This is a genomic window from Pantoea alhagi (genome assembly GCF_002101395.1).
In the GTDB taxonomy this organism is placed as follows: Bacteria; Pseudomonadota; Gammaproteobacteria; order Enterobacterales; family Enterobacteriaceae; genus Mixta; species Mixta alhagi.
The window spans coordinates 4030533-4043446 of sequence record NZ_CP019706.1 but is presented as its reverse complement, the minus strand read 5'-3'; the positions used below and the strand labels follow the sequence as shown (position 1 = coordinate 4043446).

Below are 12914 nucleotides of genomic sequence, written 5' to 3'. Positions count from 1 at the left end.
GCCCCGCTCCTGTAAAACGCACCTCAGCAGCATGAGACGCGTACAGAAACGGGGCTGACAAACAGGCCAGATGTCAGGCTATGTCGCCTGAAAGCTAGTCGCGAGAGACAAAAATAATATGTGAGGGCGTTTCGTTACTCAGCAACATCTCTTCCGCCTGGCCGCTGGCGGAAACAAAGGTCACGGTATCGCCCTGATTCAGCTCCTCAAAAGCTTCGGCAGGCTGCGTCGCCTTTAAAATTTCAAAATGGCTGCGTGGGGATGCATTTTCTCCTTCAGGCTGCTCTGTAAAATAGTTACCGGTGAATGCATATTCCGGATGGTCTTTGATGTGCAGTTGAACAGAGGGCATAACACCTCCTGATTACCGTGGTCTGAATTATCATCCTAAACGCAGATATCCAGTTTGCCATTTAGCAAAGATGAAAGGGCGATGATTAAGATTTATCCTAAACGATCGCAGCGGCGGTATAACGCTAAGCCTGTTTGGGTAACCCTGACTGACAAATATAGATAAATATATGCAATTTTAAACAATACGGAGGCTTGTTAAAGCGAAGGTTAAGCGTAGTCTTAAGGCTCGTCAGAAATGAACGAGATGTTTTTTACGTGAGGTGATTATGCATTCATTAAAGTTTTGTTGTCCCGTCTGCGGTAGCAATAAATTCATCTTTACCTGCCAGTCCAGCACTAAAAAAAACCAGCACGGAGCGAGCTGCGCCTGCTGCCAACGTCCTCTTACTATGGCTTCCTGCCTGACCAACCCGGCTGAACCTCCCCGGTGGACTAAAAGCCTTTAGGCTGACATCGTCCTTTCACACTTTTGCAATACGGGCGTGGTATAAGCGGTGATTACGCCAGCCGTACCGGCTGAGGATGCGGGTTCGAGTCCTGCTGCCCGTTCCAACCCAGGCTGCGCTGACAAACAGTTTATCTGCAACGCTTTTATGCTCCCGGCCTGATTTATTTCATAAAGATAAACGTCCTGTTAATTATTTGCTGTTAGATGATAATTTTGCCTTTATAAAATAATAAGAAAACAGATTAGTAGAATAAATAGTCATATTTAGAATGACTTTCCCCGCTTTAATAGAACCTGATATTTTGCCTCATAATTATACAATTTACTGACACGCCGCCCTGTTATCTTTTTTCTGATAGAATGCGCTTCTGCAGACGTTTTTCTATCCTGACGGGTTCCCTTAACCCAAAGGCATAAAGTCTGTACATTTTATTCGATTCGTGATGGTTTATTTGTAGGTTTTTATGAAACAGCAGGGTTGGAAACTCCAGGATACAATCTGGACGTTAGGTTTGTATGGCACCACGGTGGGCGCAGGCACGCTTTTTTTGCCGGTTGAGATTGGTACGCGTGGCCCGCTTATTTTTATTATTATGCTGCTGCTGGGGTTACCGCTCTCATTACTGCCGCATCTGGTGCTGGCGCGCGTCTATATGAGCGAAGCGACGCCGCAGCGCCTGCCAGCCCTGAGCACCTGGTTTGGGCCGCGTGGCGACTGGCTGATGACGTTGCTCTACTGCGTCGCGTTTTATCCGGTAATGCTGGTGTATGGCATTTCTCTGGTTAATGCCCTGGATAACTTTCTGGTAGATCATCTCCACTTCGTTCGCATCAACAAAGGGTTACTGACTCTGTTATGTATGGTTGTGCTGTTTGGTATTCTGAGCAAAGGCCGCAGCAAAGTCGTTGGCACGTTAGGCACTCTGGCGTTGCCTTTCGCCGTGGCCATTATTGCAATTGCCGCTGTACAGATCCCGGCGTGGCGCTGGAGTAATGTGACCGATGCCCTGAATGCGCTGCCCGATGCCTCTGCTGAAACTACCTTTAAAAATATCTGGCTGACGCTGCCGCTCATTACTTTCTCTTTTTGCTGTGCACCGATTATCTCTCCTTTGGTGGCGCACTATCAGCAATCGCAAGATAAACCGCGGGTATATCGGGTAATAAAAGTTGCCTATCTGGCGATATTCCTCAGTATTATCTTTTTTGTTTTCAGCTGTGTATTGAGCATTCCGCCCGCAACATTTGTCGAGGCAAAAGAGAAAAATCTGAACGTGCTGTCGGTTATTTCATCACCGGGCAGCGCTGGCGTGCTGTTTTATATCGCGCCCCTGATCGCCATTATCGGCATGACAAAATCCTTCCTTGGCGTCTCGCTATCGGTAGCGGAAACCTTTAGCGACTTTATCGTCAGGCTGTTTAACTGCCGTAGCGATAAAAGCCGAAAAATCAGCCAGGCGGCGGCCATGCTGGCAATGTATGGCGTCACCTCGTTGATTGTTTATGAAAATCCAAACGTCATTACGTTGATCGAAGCATTCTGCGGCCCGCTGATTGCCATTATTCTGTTTTTAATCCCCGCCTGGCTGATTTATAACAAGCCCGGTCTCGCTTTTCTGCGCGGCGGCAAAGCGTTGGTGATTTTAGCTGGCGGTATTGCCACACTTTCGGCGCTGCTCTATTCAATGATGTAACCGGCGTAGCGGGAGAGGGAAGCCTCTTTCCCGCTCAGGCAGAAGCGTTGCCAACAACAGGCGGGAGGATGCGAATTATTCACTCGCCTCGCTTATTAATGCCCGGTTGCGACCATCGTGCTTGGCCTGATAGAGCGCATGGTCGGCACCTTCCTTAATGCGCTGCGCATCCTGTCCGTCATCACTGCCCACCAGAACAATACAGCCAGCACTAAGCGTTACCACGCCCGCTTCTAATGTAGTGCTTTCATGCGGGATAGCCGCTTCGCGTACCGCATCAACGGCGCTTTGTGCAATATGCAAGGTCGCGTCAGGCGAGGTATCCGGCAGCACAATCGCAAACTCTTCACCGCCGTAGCGTGCTATTAAATCTGTTTGCCGCAGGGGGAGATTTTTCAGCGCCTCTCCTACGCGCCGCAGGCAGTTGTCGCCAGCAACGTGACCATAGGTATCGTTGTAAAGTTTGAAAAAATCGATGTCCATCATGATTAATCCCACCCCTTTGCCGTTGAGCGCCGAACGTTTCAGGCTTTGACCCAGAAAAAGATCAAACTGGCGACGGTTCGCCAGGCCTGTCAGACCATCCAGCAGCGCCAGCGCCTGCAGGCTTTGATTGATGGTGGTCAGCTCATCGCGCAGCGTGGTGAGCTCGACCTGGTTTTCTACATTGGTGCGCACCTGACGCAGAACCAGAGTGCCGATCAAAACGATGATCAGCAGCAGCGTACCGTTTAGCACCAAATCCGGCATGCTGTCATGCAACCAACGTGACCAGAGCGCAGATTTATCGAATCCGGCCGCCACAATCAGTGGATACTGACCGGAGCGTGCATAGCCAAAAATACGCACTTTATTATCCAACGCAGAGTTCCAGGTGCCTTTTCCCCGATCCGCACGAACCAGCTGAGTGGTAAACAACGGGCTGGCTGAGAGGCTTTGATTGATAAAAGTATCCGGAAAAGGGCGGACATACAAAGCGGTTCCGTCATCCAGCAGCAGCGCCAGCAGGTCGCCCTCGCCCAGCTCAAAATAGCTGTAAAAACGCTTAAAAGATTCAATCCGCACCGTTGCCAGCGCCACGCCGACGAAGCCGTTGCCCGCATCATTCAGACGTATCGAAACCGGGATCACCAGTTCGCCGGTCAAACGGCTACGGATCACCTGACCGATATGGATACCACCATGACGATTGTTACGATGGTAAGTAAAATATTCCCGATCGGCATTATTCATGCCGGTTGACGTTTGGGCGGCGGCAGTGGCGATCCAGTTTCCCAGAGCATCATAAACAAACAGGCCATTCAGTTGCGGCAGTCCACTTTTCATCTCTGCCAGTGCGGCGTTTAGCGCTGCTTTATCCGCATGGGTTGGACCGCCAGCCGGGATCTCACGCTGGATAGCACGCAGCGTGATTTCCGTTTGTAAAAAGGTATCTTCAGCCTGACGCGCCTGTGACACAGAAAGGTTGACCGCGCTACTCTCGGTATCCTGTAGCTTACGCGACCAGGAGCGGTCAAGCGTCCATGCGCTAACCACCAGCACCGCCGTCAGCAACAGCAGCATAAATATCATCATTGTCCTGCCAAGCGAAGAGTGCAGAACAAACGTACCGGAAAGTTTTTTGCTGATTTTCATGGATCTTTTCGCCGCCGGGGAAGGACTTTTAAGTAAAGCACAGCTTATGCTTTTGCGGCATCAACGGATCAGCCATACGCCATGGCGCTGTAATGGTCAGTCAGCAGCAGCAGAAAAGCGGTGAGTTAACGCCATAAAAAAGCCCGCACGAAGCGGGCTGGACATTTCCGAAGGGCCGATAGCGATACCGGCAAGCAGCTTACAAGATTACGTCAGTGATTAGTCACCTTACGAGCAGGGCGAACCCACAGGCACAGCGCTATCTCGTCAGGTTTGATGACTATCGGCGCGCGGCGGTGGAACTTTAGCGCACGGATAAAAACGTCACTCTTCCTGTTCTGCCATTTGGGCGATCTGTTGGTTAATCAGACTATCGGATACGTGAATCGCCGCAGTAAAGCCTGCGGCTATTGCCAGTAGCCACATCAATTTTTTCAGCGTCATGACTTTCTCCATAGCGTTATTAATCTATTAATTTCCGGCTATCGTGGCGCGTTGAAGGCTCCGGTTGAAACACGCAAAATATCCTACAGACAAGGGATTTTTTTGTACAGAATGTTAATGGTTTCAACAGACAGAATGCGATTTTTAAGCTTTTGCCTATCTCAGGAAGAAGTACGATCAGCTGGCCTGGACTGAGCTTTATGGAAATAATCGACGCATGACTACTTATCGTATTCGCGTTGGATTCCATAATCCTTCTGCACTGACTTTTTTGCAGCTGGACGAGCTGCTGGAACCGCGTCGCTTCTGCCGGCTTAGTTCGTATGGTGAGAAGTTTCGTTGTTATATTGAATATGAATATCAGTCGGAGGTACATGACTACTGTTCTGTCTGCCAGCTTGCCTGGACACAGGCCTGCAAAGTAAAAAGAAATCCGCTGGTACTGGTTGAAGTAAAAAATATCTGAGCAGTGATGAGGGAAGGGAAGGCGAGCACGCCTTCCTGTGGGGCCTAACGATTATTCATTTCTACTGCCCGAAGGCTGGCGGGACGGGAAAAACAGCGCTTTACATAATCTGCTAACGATTCGCTAAGCGTCAGGCCAGCCGCCTGCGCCCAGGCAAGATTATGCGCCAGGAAAATATCGGCCAGGGTAAAGTTTTCACCGGCGATCCAGCGATCCAAACGGGCCTGCGACAGCAGGCGCAGCGCCGTCTGAGCATCAGCCGCAGCGCTTTCGGCAACGGCCTTTACCCGCGCTGGTTCAGGCAACAGCAGCTTGTGCTTTAACGTTAGCCACACGGGCGCTTCCAGCTCGGTTATTGCAAAGCTTAACCATTGATCGATGATCGCCTGCTCCTCCGGCTGCACCGGATAGAGCACGCGTCCTGCATATTTCGTGCAGATAAATTTACAGATAGCCTGCGTTTCAGCCAGAAAAAATGAGCCATCTTCCAGCACCGGAACTTTACGCTGAGGATGAGGCGATCTTATTCCTGGCTCTCCCGGCTTCAGGGCGACCCGGACGGGCTGATAAGGGAGCTCCATTTCTTCCAGCGTCCATAACACACGCAGCGAGCGGCTTTTAGGATAGGTGTAGATTTTCAGCGTCATTCTCCTCTTATTTAGTGTCCCGTTACGTCAGCGCAGTCTGACGCGGCAAAACATCGTTAGCAGCTTAGCGTAGCAGAAGAGGAAACCGCTCACACTGCTTAATGTTTTGCATACAGCGTTACGGATGAGGAGGCACTGAAATGAAAGCCTGGAGCCGCGCTCCAGGTTCTCAGAAACTATTTAGCTACCGAAAAGCCAAAGGTGGTTTGATCGAGATGAATATCGCAAACCGCTTTATCTTCATAAGGCGTATCGTTAGCCGTCATCAGCAGCCATTGTCCGGCTTTCAGAATGGGCAGGCTTAATTTGCCGCTGCTGTCAGTACGATCTTTCATTGCTGCATTTTCATAAGCATAGGTATGTGCCAGCGCCGGGTGGCTCAGGTTGGCATCCACGCTGTGATGATGATGGTGGTGGGCATGCGGTTTAGCGGCAACACGCGGACCTGATAAATCCACCATGGCAATGCCCACTTCATGATTAGCCAGCGGTTTTCCGTTAGCTAAAAGCGTAAGGGTGAGCGTATCGCCGGTTTTTAGCGTAGCGGGGTCGACCTCAGGCACAAATTCCAGTCGGACGCCGGTTGGCTGGGTCAGAGCATTGTTATTCCCCGGTGCGCCTGCGTAACTGACTGTTTTGGCGCTCATGGTGCTTTCCATGCAATAGCTGCCGGCCCACTGAGATTTATTGCTCTGACGCCACTGATATTTCTCACCGTCAGGCTTCAGAGACCAGAAAGCGGGCTTATAGGTGGCCGTCACCAGTACGGAACCGCTGACGGTGTTGTTCTGACTGAATTTGTACTGTTCGCTGTTAATCGGGAACTCAGTGACTTTGCCATCGCTGCCTGTCACCCTGAGCGGAGCAAACAGCGCCTGGCGTGCAGCTGGGATCGGCTCGCCATGCGGGAAATTTTCCCCATATCCCATCTCAATTTGTAGCGGGTTGCCTGCAGTGACCGGCGGTACGTTTAACCACAGCTCATGCGCCTGCAGGCCGGTAGAGGTTAGCGCCGTGATGGAAAGCGTGGCGCTCAACAGCATATTTTTCATTTTATCTCCTGAACATTCCCAAAGGTTCCCGTTACCCGGGCGCTTAATAGCATCGAACGCTACAGTCGCCATGGGTGCGAAATGTTATATCATAACAAATTCTGGCTGGGTAGCATTGTGATGGGGATTGCTGCAGATAAAACAGGTGCCTGTAGCTAAACAGGAAGTTTTAACTACCGTAGCGCAGCGCTGACGGTAGTCGGGAGAGAACAGAAATTGAATGAATCTGGTTAATGTGTCTCTTTCTCGCCCAAAAAATAGAATGCCAGCGGCAGAGAAAAGATAAGTGTAATCACCGTGGTGTAAACCAGCACCATTGCGCCCTGCAGGATATACATTTGCATTGACCAGGCTGAGAGCGGCAGGTTGTATTCTTCAATCACGCCGCCAATGGTAGCGCGAATAAGAATTGACAGCACAATGATAAAAATAACCAGCACTGAAAGCAGAAACTTTTTGCCTTCAGGTTTTTTTAATTTTTCCAGCAACATACAACGCCTCTTTTGCGTTAATAACAGCGATCGTGCTAACCGCTAAGCAAGTATACCGTTTTAGCTGCTGACTATCTCGCCCACTGGACCGGCAACCGGGCTCTGGATACTGCGCCCTGCCTGTAAAAGAAAGCAGGAAAGGCCGTCCGGTAAAAATAGCCCGGGCCTGCGTTAACCATTCCAGCCCAGTTGCTGGCTAATGGCACGACGATAGGGGGTATCTAACTGTTGCGGCACCTGAGCAAGGTAGTTACGCGCGTGCTCACGCTTCTCGCCCTCCAGGCTGCGAAGATAGGCGATGGCATCGTCAATCGTGGGAACTAATCCTTCGTTGTTCGCGCTGCGTGGCGGTAGCGCTGTCCAGATTACCGCATCAATTTGACGCTGCTGCGCCCACTCTGCCAGCGGGCCAACAGGCGAACCCTGAGCAATCAGCACGCCGATGCCATCATTTCTGTCTTGCGGGATCTGTTCACGCTGGCGCAGCGCTTTGCAAGCCTGTTCCAGCGTATCAACAGCCAACAACGCCCAAAAAACCTGCACAGCAGGAGCATTAAGACAAACTGCAGTTGCCAGTTCACCATTATCGCCAATGCGGGATAATTCAATCGGAAGCCAGGGGCCATCAGCGTGCCACTCGCCGCTGACGGGTAGCGGACCAGGCTTCCACAGCAGCGAACCCCAACCCAGACATGCAATATTCATTTTACTCTCCTGAATCGTTTTAATTATTTTACCGCTGACAATTTATCGCGCTGAAAGTGCTTCTATCAGCATAGAACGAACCGCAGGGAGTACCAGCTCCGCCCTGGCCGACAGGTTGGTTTTTTGATACGGGCCGGTCACAGGCAAATGCGCGTGGCAACAGCCGGTAAGAGAAGATTTCTGGTGGTTAAACCTTTCGATTTGATAGGAAACGCCTTAAATATGATTGCGAAATCCGGGCATTGCCTGACGCCACTTAAAGAAGAATCTGGCGGTTAAAATGCATGATAATGGGCAAGTATGACGGTAAATTTCATCAAAAGTATCGGGCTACAGGCCAGGTGAAGCCGGGCAGAACGATGCTGTATAGCATGTCTCAAATGAGAATTTTTATTATTGATATTTGATTTATGCATAAACACCTTCCAGGCTTGTTTAGGTTTTAAGCGTTTCAACCTATCAGGCAAGAGAGGAGGATTATATGTTTCACCACTCATCAAAAATGCAGTTTCCGGTACGAGTAGAAAAACCCGATCCAGAATTCGCGATGCTGCTGCAACAGGCTATCGGCGGAGTAGAAGGCGAAATTCGCGTAGCAATGCAGTATTTCTTCCAGGCAATGGGCGCGCGCGGCGATGCGCGTATCAGGGATCTGCTGATGTCTACCGCCACGGAAGAGCTGGGTCATATCGAAATGCTGGCCTATGCCGTCGCGCTGAATCTTGAAGGTGCGCCGCTTTCTTATCAGGAAGCCTCAGCCAAAGATCCAGTGGTTAATGCCATTCTTGGCGGCATGAATCCACGCCATATTCTTTCTTCAGGTCTGGCGGCCATGCCGGTAAATGCTAACGGCATGCCTTTTGATATGAGCCATATCTATGCTTCAGGTAACGTTGCGGCAGATATGCTGGCAAACGTCACGGCCGAGGCGACAGGGCGTGTACTGGCTACCCGCCTGTATAACATGACTGAAGATAAAGGCATGAAAGATTTCCTGTCCTTCCTGATCGCCCGCGATACCATGCATCAGCAGCAATGGCTGGCGGTGATTGAAGATATGGGTGGCCTGAACGCTTCTCTGCCTATTCCTAACAGCTTCCCGCAGGAAAATGAGGCAACAGAGCATTCTTATTATTGCCTGAACACGTCACTGGATAAACCGTTGCCAAAAGGTCGCTGGAGCGAAGGTCCTTCTTATGATGGCAAGGGGCAGTTTACCGCTAAAGAAAAACCTGAAATCCTTGGTGATGAGCCGTTACTGGGGCCAGCCCGTCCGGGGTCTGGCGCGCAGAATGAGCAGATTTCCGGTTCGGTGCCGCCAGCAGGCACGGTTAAATAAGCTGAGCGTTGATCGTTGCTGTTCATTTTGCAAGCTGCACAAGGCCACCCTCCGGTGGCCTTATTTTTTGCTGTAAAAGAAGAGGCTGCTTCTTTTTTCTGGCTTCTGTGCCAATATCATTACGGGTTGAAATCATCGCTGTGGAGGCGGCCATGCTGGAATTAAAACCAAATTGCGAGTGTTGTGATTGCGATCTGCCACCGGAATCACCGCTGGCAATGATCTGCTCTTTTGAATGTACTTTCTGTCGCAGCTGCGCCATAGTGCGGCTTCAGGAGCAATGCCCTAACTGCGGAGGTGAGCTGGTACGTCGACCTGTCAGGCCGCGTAATAAACTACTCACTCATCCTGCCGCTACGAAAAGGGTGGTCTCGCCCTGTTAAAGCCATGTTCTGGCTGCGTTAATCGCACATAAATAAGCATGTAGCCGTGCTCTTCAGGCCAGGCCGTTATTTGTCTGTTATCCAGTCGTGTGGTTAGCAATAACGGCTAACACCTTAATTTTACCTGCTTTAACATGATGCGAACTGTCTGCGGTACAGTGCAGCATTAATTTCTGCCACCACGTAATAATAGCTCCAGCGCCTGACGGTAGAACTGAAGCCTGTCGCGATCATGTTCTGTTTCGATCTTTTCTAACAGGCTGGCAATGATCTTTTTTTCACTACGTCCATGTGTTTTGGTGGCAATTTTTTCCATCAGCGTGCGCAATACCTCTTCATTAGTGCTTTCTTTTGTCGCTGACTGTTTAAAGTAGTTGACGATCTGCTTTTCAATTGCTTGTTCCTGATTCACAGTGCATCTCCGGTGAATAATCTATCGTTAGAAAGTTAAAAAAAAGTAATGGCTTGCGTACATTTGTTATCTGAAAGTAACCTCCTGCAAATCACGACAAAATGCCCACATCTATTATAGGGTTATAACATGGTATTTTATCGTCCGATGCTGAAGTTATATCGCAAAATCAATATTTATCCATTTTTTAGTAAGGAATTTTCTTACTGATATCTGATGCAGATAATTAATATAGCCTGCTAATAATTGCTTTCTAATCTATTTGATGGCTTAGGATTAGTTTCCGCAAATTTATTGATTTTATTTAAGTTGTTTGTTGTTAATTCAGGAAAGCGTAATCCCCTGATTAACCGGGGGCAAAGATGTTTTAAAGGTTATTTCTTTTTAATAGCGTGAATTTTATGAAAATAAATTATGCAGAATATGTTGCTTAATTAATGTCAAGTTCTGTCCTTAAGCGTCATTTTTTCTCTACTAAAGAAACTTAATTAGATAAACCCTGGTTTTATTGATCTCTGTTTAATTTTATTTAAATAGTAAGAATTTTCCTTTCAAACATTACCAAAGTGAAATATTATTTCACTAACAGTTAAACATAACTGCATTGTTACATGGAATTGCTAAGTTAGCGATATTTAATGGATTTTTACAAGTGGGAGGGGACGGTATGCATTATAACGTCATGGATTCTCTGATGTGTCCTTTAACAGGAACGGTTTTTAGCGGCGTTATAACCAGGAAAAACCTGAAGTTAATTATCTGGTATCAGGGAGAGACGATCGTTCAGGCTGGAGATGTACTATCCTCGACTGGAAAAGAATTACTGGTCAATGGCATAGCCAGCGATGTAAAGATTATTACCGTATTTCCTTTTAATCGCGCAAACTGGGCTTTACTGTCCAGCCGCACTGGATGCCCGGCAAATGGAACGCGGCCACCTTCAGCCTGCCATCGTCTCGATACATGTCGTTTTGCATCTTGCCCATACGGATTAGAAAAGTTGGCCGCAATGGAGGAATGAAATAATACCAGGGCAACGGCAATCTTCCTCGTTCTTTTGATTTTTAATGGCATACATTATGGAAGATGCGGTTGTCCCTAAAGTTAACTTTGGCCTTAAATTTTAGCAATTCGGCTACTCTGACTCACATGATATAGATCTCGCTATAGCGGAGCATAAACCTTTTAATGCAGAAAAAAGGTACGTGACTTTCGCTATGTGCCAGATGTTAAAGCGCGATCAGGGTGAAACGAAAGGGCATTTTGTTATTCGGCACTTATGCTTATAAGCACAGGTGATTGGTGGTTGCTGGCTATTACCAGGGCAGCTTTTATTGTAGTCATAGAGATTTCGCCAATAGACTGCCCGAAATATAGAAACATCAAGCATAGTAAAAGGCTGAATATGCCCATTAACTATCAAACCATTCTCAGTTGTTTCCAGCCTGTCGCCGGGAAAGAGGTAAGTCTCCGAACCGTACCATAAAACAAACTTCAGATTATAGGGCGAACTGACAAGCGAAAATACGGTATCTGAATCGGGGCTGACAATAGAGTCAAGTACATACCAAACCATAACTGCTCCATTAAACGGCAACAAAAAAATCCTGCTTTTTGAGTGTTAGAGTCTCGACTCTACTCAAAAGATTATAGTCAGAATTTACTGTTCTTCTTGAGGATCAGTTAATTTATTGCAACTTTTAAGCAGCCCGGATTTAACTTATTGATTATTTTGCGAAATGAAATAAGTGGTTATTGTGCAAAAGTGATGCAGAAGGACGAGTGAGATGCAGGACAAAACGGCAGGAGTTTTTTAGAAAGCCCTCATACCTGTACTTTAAGAGAGTTGATACATAAGTTATTTTAAAGGAATATAGACCTCGTTGATTGCGGGCAGCCCAAAGCCGTTCAGGGTGCCCGTCAACAGCAACGCCGTTACAGCATCATTTTGCTGTTCGGCGCAAAAAGCCATACGGCTGCCGCACCAGGGAAACCTTTCTGGAAACAGCGCTACGCTTTTCTGGAAAAAACTATAAAAAATTAATAGATATTAAGGCCGCCTTTGGGTGGCCTTTTTAATTTCATGCTCCGTCTCAACGTGTTGAACTGCATGACCCCTGTTTTTCTGTTTCGCCGCGCTCATCCGATCTGACGTTACCTGTGGGCAGGGGGCGATAAAAATAAAAACTGTCAGAGACAAGACAGCATCAGAGAAGGGTGCTAAGCTGGTGAATCACTCAATAAATATTAAGGCTTTCTTATTTTAACTATTAAATACCGATGCTCTCGTTGTCAGGGTCATCAATGTCGTATCTCGTTGTTCGACGTATCAATGCGTAACCCCCATGGTGCCATCTGCATCTTTTGTAAATCCCCCATGCTTGTAAGTTACCTGACGTCCCAGGCTGCCTGAATCGTTTCTTTTGTGGTCCTTTCCCTGAAAAGCGGGTTCTCTGCGTTTTACTGATGCCCGGCGACTTGAAGTGTGGGACACCTGCAACCATATTTAATCTTAATCATCAGATCAGGAGGAAATCATGGCCAGCGGTTGGGCTTCTGACGAAGCCGTAAATGAACAGATTGATAGCACCATCAATGATGGCGTAGAACGGGTCCGCCAGGCTCTTGGACAGGGCGAAAGTGAACGTTACTGTCAGGAGTGTGGTGAGGAAATCTCTGAAGCAAGACGAAAGGCGCTTAAAGGCGTACGCTTTTGTCTTGCCTGTCAGAGTGAGATGGATAAAAAACAACAAAACCTCAGCCTTTATAATCGGCGCGGCAGTAAAGACAGCCAGCTACGCTAATCGTATGGAAGGCAAAATACACCGATAAATAATCATTGCG

At 48.2% G+C, this 12914-nt stretch carries 16 protein-coding genes and 1 tRNA gene; 8 read left to right on the top strand and 9 right to left on the bottom strand.

Features of this window, described 5'->3' with window-relative positions:
• Positions 1 to 94 precede the first annotated feature (94 nt).
• Positions 95 to 352: a hypothetical protein gene (locus tag B1H58_RS19140; RefSeq protein WP_085072021.1), complete on the bottom strand. Its 258-nt coding sequence runs from the start codon at positions 350 to 352 to the stop codon at positions 95 to 97.
• Between the two features lie 478 nt (positions 353 to 830).
• On the opposite strand from B1H58_RS19140, the gene B1H58_RS19135 reads away from it, so the two are divergent.
• Positions 831 to 906 (top strand) — tRNA-Val (locus B1H58_RS19135).
• Positions 907 to 1266: 360 nt separating this feature from the next.
• Positions 1267 to 2496, top strand: a complete 1230-nt coding sequence (locus B1H58_RS19130; protein WP_085072020.1) for an amino acid permease — start codon at positions 1267 to 1269, stop codon at positions 2494 to 2496.
• 75 nt (positions 2497 to 2571) lie between these two features.
• Here B1H58_RS19130 and B1H58_RS19125 read toward each other — a convergent pair whose 3' ends face one another.
• Entirely contained in the window at positions 2572 to 4131 is a 1560-nt protein-coding gene (locus B1H58_RS19125; protein WP_085072019.1) for a sensor domain-containing diguanylate cyclase, read from the bottom strand.
• Positions 4132 to 4792: 661 nt separating this feature from the next.
• Between B1H58_RS19125 and B1H58_RS19120 the strand changes: the two genes are divergently transcribed.
• Positions 4793 to 5041, top strand: coding sequence for a hypothetical protein (locus tag B1H58_RS19120; protein ID WP_085072018.1), 249 nt, complete (start codon positions 4793 to 4795; stop codon positions 5039 to 5041).
• A gap of 44 nt (positions 5042 to 5085) precedes the next feature.
• On the opposite strand, the gene B1H58_RS19115 is transcribed toward B1H58_RS19120, so the two are convergent.
• The 4 genes from B1H58_RS19115 to B1H58_RS19100 form a co-directional block, all read right to left on the bottom strand.
• Positions 5086 to 5688 carry a glutathione S-transferase family protein gene (locus B1H58_RS19115; protein ID WP_085072017.1) on the bottom strand — a complete coding sequence of 201 codons (603 nt, stop codon included), beginning with the start codon at positions 5686 to 5688 and terminating at the stop codon, positions 5086 to 5088.
• A gap of 176 nt (positions 5689 to 5864) precedes the next feature.
• Entirely contained in the window at positions 5865 to 6740 is an 876-nt protein-coding gene (locus B1H58_RS19110; protein ID WP_167373302.1) for a DUF4198 domain-containing protein, read from the bottom strand.
• A gap of 230 nt (positions 6741 to 6970) precedes the next feature.
• On the bottom strand, positions 6971 to 7231 hold the full coding sequence (locus tag B1H58_RS19105; RefSeq protein WP_085072015.1) for a DUF2534 family protein: 261 nt from the start codon (positions 7229 to 7231) through the stop codon (positions 6971 to 6973).
• A gap of 171 nt (positions 7232 to 7402) precedes the next feature.
• Positions 7403 to 7936 carry a hypothetical protein gene (locus tag B1H58_RS19100; protein ID WP_085072014.1) on the bottom strand — a complete coding sequence of 178 codons (534 nt, stop codon included), beginning with the start codon at positions 7934 to 7936 and terminating at the stop codon, positions 7403 to 7405.
• Between the two features lie 481 nt (positions 7937 to 8417).
• Between B1H58_RS19100 and B1H58_RS19095 the strand changes: the two genes are divergently transcribed.
• Positions 8418 to 9275, top strand: coding sequence for a manganese catalase family protein (locus B1H58_RS19095; RefSeq protein ID WP_085072013.1), 858 nt, complete (start codon positions 8418 to 8420; stop codon positions 9273 to 9275).
• A gap of 22 nt (positions 9276 to 9297) precedes the next feature.
• Here the strand turns inward: B1H58_RS19095 and B1H58_RS20865 are convergent, their stop codons facing one another.
• Positions 9298 to 9537: a hypothetical protein gene (locus tag B1H58_RS20865; RefSeq protein WP_167373274.1), complete on the bottom strand. Its 240-nt coding sequence runs from the start codon at positions 9535 to 9537 to the stop codon at positions 9298 to 9300.
• On the opposite strand from B1H58_RS20865, the gene B1H58_RS19090 reads away from it, so the two are divergent.
• Positions 9428 to 9658: a DUF1272 domain-containing protein gene (locus B1H58_RS19090; protein WP_085072012.1), complete on the top strand. Its 231-nt coding sequence runs from the start codon at positions 9428 to 9430 to the stop codon at positions 9656 to 9658. The two genes, B1H58_RS20865 and B1H58_RS19090, sit on opposite strands and share 110 nt — an antisense overlap.
• Positions 9659 to 9824: 166 nt before the next feature.
• Here B1H58_RS19090 and B1H58_RS19085 read toward each other — a convergent pair whose 3' ends face one another.
• Positions 9825 to 10070, bottom strand: coding sequence for a biofilm development regulator YmgB/AriR family protein (locus B1H58_RS19085; RefSeq protein ID WP_085072011.1), 246 nt, complete (start codon positions 10068 to 10070; stop codon positions 9825 to 9827).
• Between the two features lie 667 nt (positions 10071 to 10737).
• Here B1H58_RS19085 and B1H58_RS20755 point away from each other — a divergent pair.
• Complete coding sequence (locus B1H58_RS20755; protein WP_157130215.1) at positions 10738 to 11091, top strand: anti-adapter protein iraM; 354 nt, start codon at positions 10738 to 10740, stop codon at positions 11089 to 11091.
• 219 nt (positions 11092 to 11310) lie between these two features.
• On the opposite strand, the gene B1H58_RS21380 is transcribed toward B1H58_RS20755, so the two are convergent.
• A complete protein-coding gene (locus tag B1H58_RS21380; RefSeq protein WP_472462602.1) occupies positions 11311 to 11646 on the bottom strand; it encodes a hypothetical protein in 336 nt (111 codons plus the stop codon).
• A 684-nt stretch (positions 11647 to 12330) separates the two neighbouring features.
• On the opposite strand from B1H58_RS21380, the gene ymcF reads away from it, so the two are divergent.
• Both ymcF and B1H58_RS19080 read left to right on the top strand, forming a co-directional pair.
• A complete protein-coding gene (ymcF, locus tag B1H58_RS21340; RefSeq protein ID WP_418304160.1) occupies positions 12331 to 12483 on the top strand; it encodes a cold shock small protein YmcF in 153 nt (50 codons plus the stop codon).
• A gap of 124 nt (positions 12484 to 12607) precedes the next feature.
• Positions 12608 to 12874 carry a DksA/TraR family C4-type zinc finger protein gene (locus tag B1H58_RS19080; RefSeq protein WP_085072010.1) on the top strand — a complete coding sequence of 89 codons (267 nt, stop codon included), beginning with the start codon at positions 12608 to 12610 and terminating at the stop codon, positions 12872 to 12874.
• The last annotated feature ends 40 nt before the right edge of the window (positions 12875 to 12914 follow it).

Coding starts and splice junctions, on each gene's coding strand:
- B1H58_RS19140 (WP_085072021.1), bottom strand. CDS start 352: ATGCCCTCTGTTCAACTGCACATCAAAGACCATCCGGAATATGCATTC.
- B1H58_RS19130 (WP_085072020.1), top strand. CDS start 1,267: ATGAAACAGCAGGGTTGGAAACTCCAGGATACAATCTGGACGTTAGGT.
- B1H58_RS19125 (WP_085072019.1), bottom strand. CDS start 4,131: ATGAAAATCAGCAAAAAACTTTCCGGTACGTTTGTTCTGCACTCTTCG.
- B1H58_RS19120 (WP_085072018.1), top strand. CDS start 4,793: ATGACTACTTATCGTATTCGCGTTGGATTCCATAATCCTTCTGCACTG.
- B1H58_RS19115 (WP_085072017.1), bottom strand. CDS start 5,688: ATGACGCTGAAAATCTACACCTATCCTAAAAGCCGCTCGCTGCGTGTG.
- B1H58_RS19110 (WP_167373302.1), bottom strand. CDS start 6,740: ATGAAAAATATGCTGTTGAGCGCCACGCTTTCCATCACGGCGCTAACC.
- B1H58_RS19105 (WP_085072015.1), bottom strand. CDS start 7,231: ATGTTGCTGGAAAAATTAAAAAAACCTGAAGGCAAAAAGTTTCTGCTT.
- B1H58_RS19100 (WP_085072014.1), bottom strand. CDS start 7,936: ATGAATATTGCATGTCTGGGTTGGGGTTCGCTGCTGTGGAAGCCTGGT.
- B1H58_RS19095 (WP_085072013.1), top strand. CDS start 8,418: ATGTTTCACCACTCATCAAAAATGCAGTTTCCGGTACGAGTAGAAAAA.
- B1H58_RS19090 (WP_085072012.1), top strand. CDS start 9,428: ATGCTGGAATTAAAACCAAATTGCGAGTGTTGTGATTGCGATCTGCCA.
- B1H58_RS20865 (WP_167373274.1), bottom strand. CDS start 9,537: ATGGCGCAGCTGCGACAGAAAGTACATTCAAAAGAGCAGATCATTGCC.
- B1H58_RS20755 (WP_157130215.1), top strand. CDS start 10,738: ATGCATTATAACGTCATGGATTCTCTGATGTGTCCTTTAACAGGAACG.
- B1H58_RS21380 (WP_472462602.1), bottom strand. CDS start 11,646: ATGGTTTGGTATGTACTTGACTCTATTGTCAGCCCCGATTCAGATACC.
- B1H58_RS19080 (WP_085072010.1), top strand. CDS start 12,608: ATGGCCAGCGGTTGGGCTTCTGACGAAGCCGTAAATGAACAGATTGAT.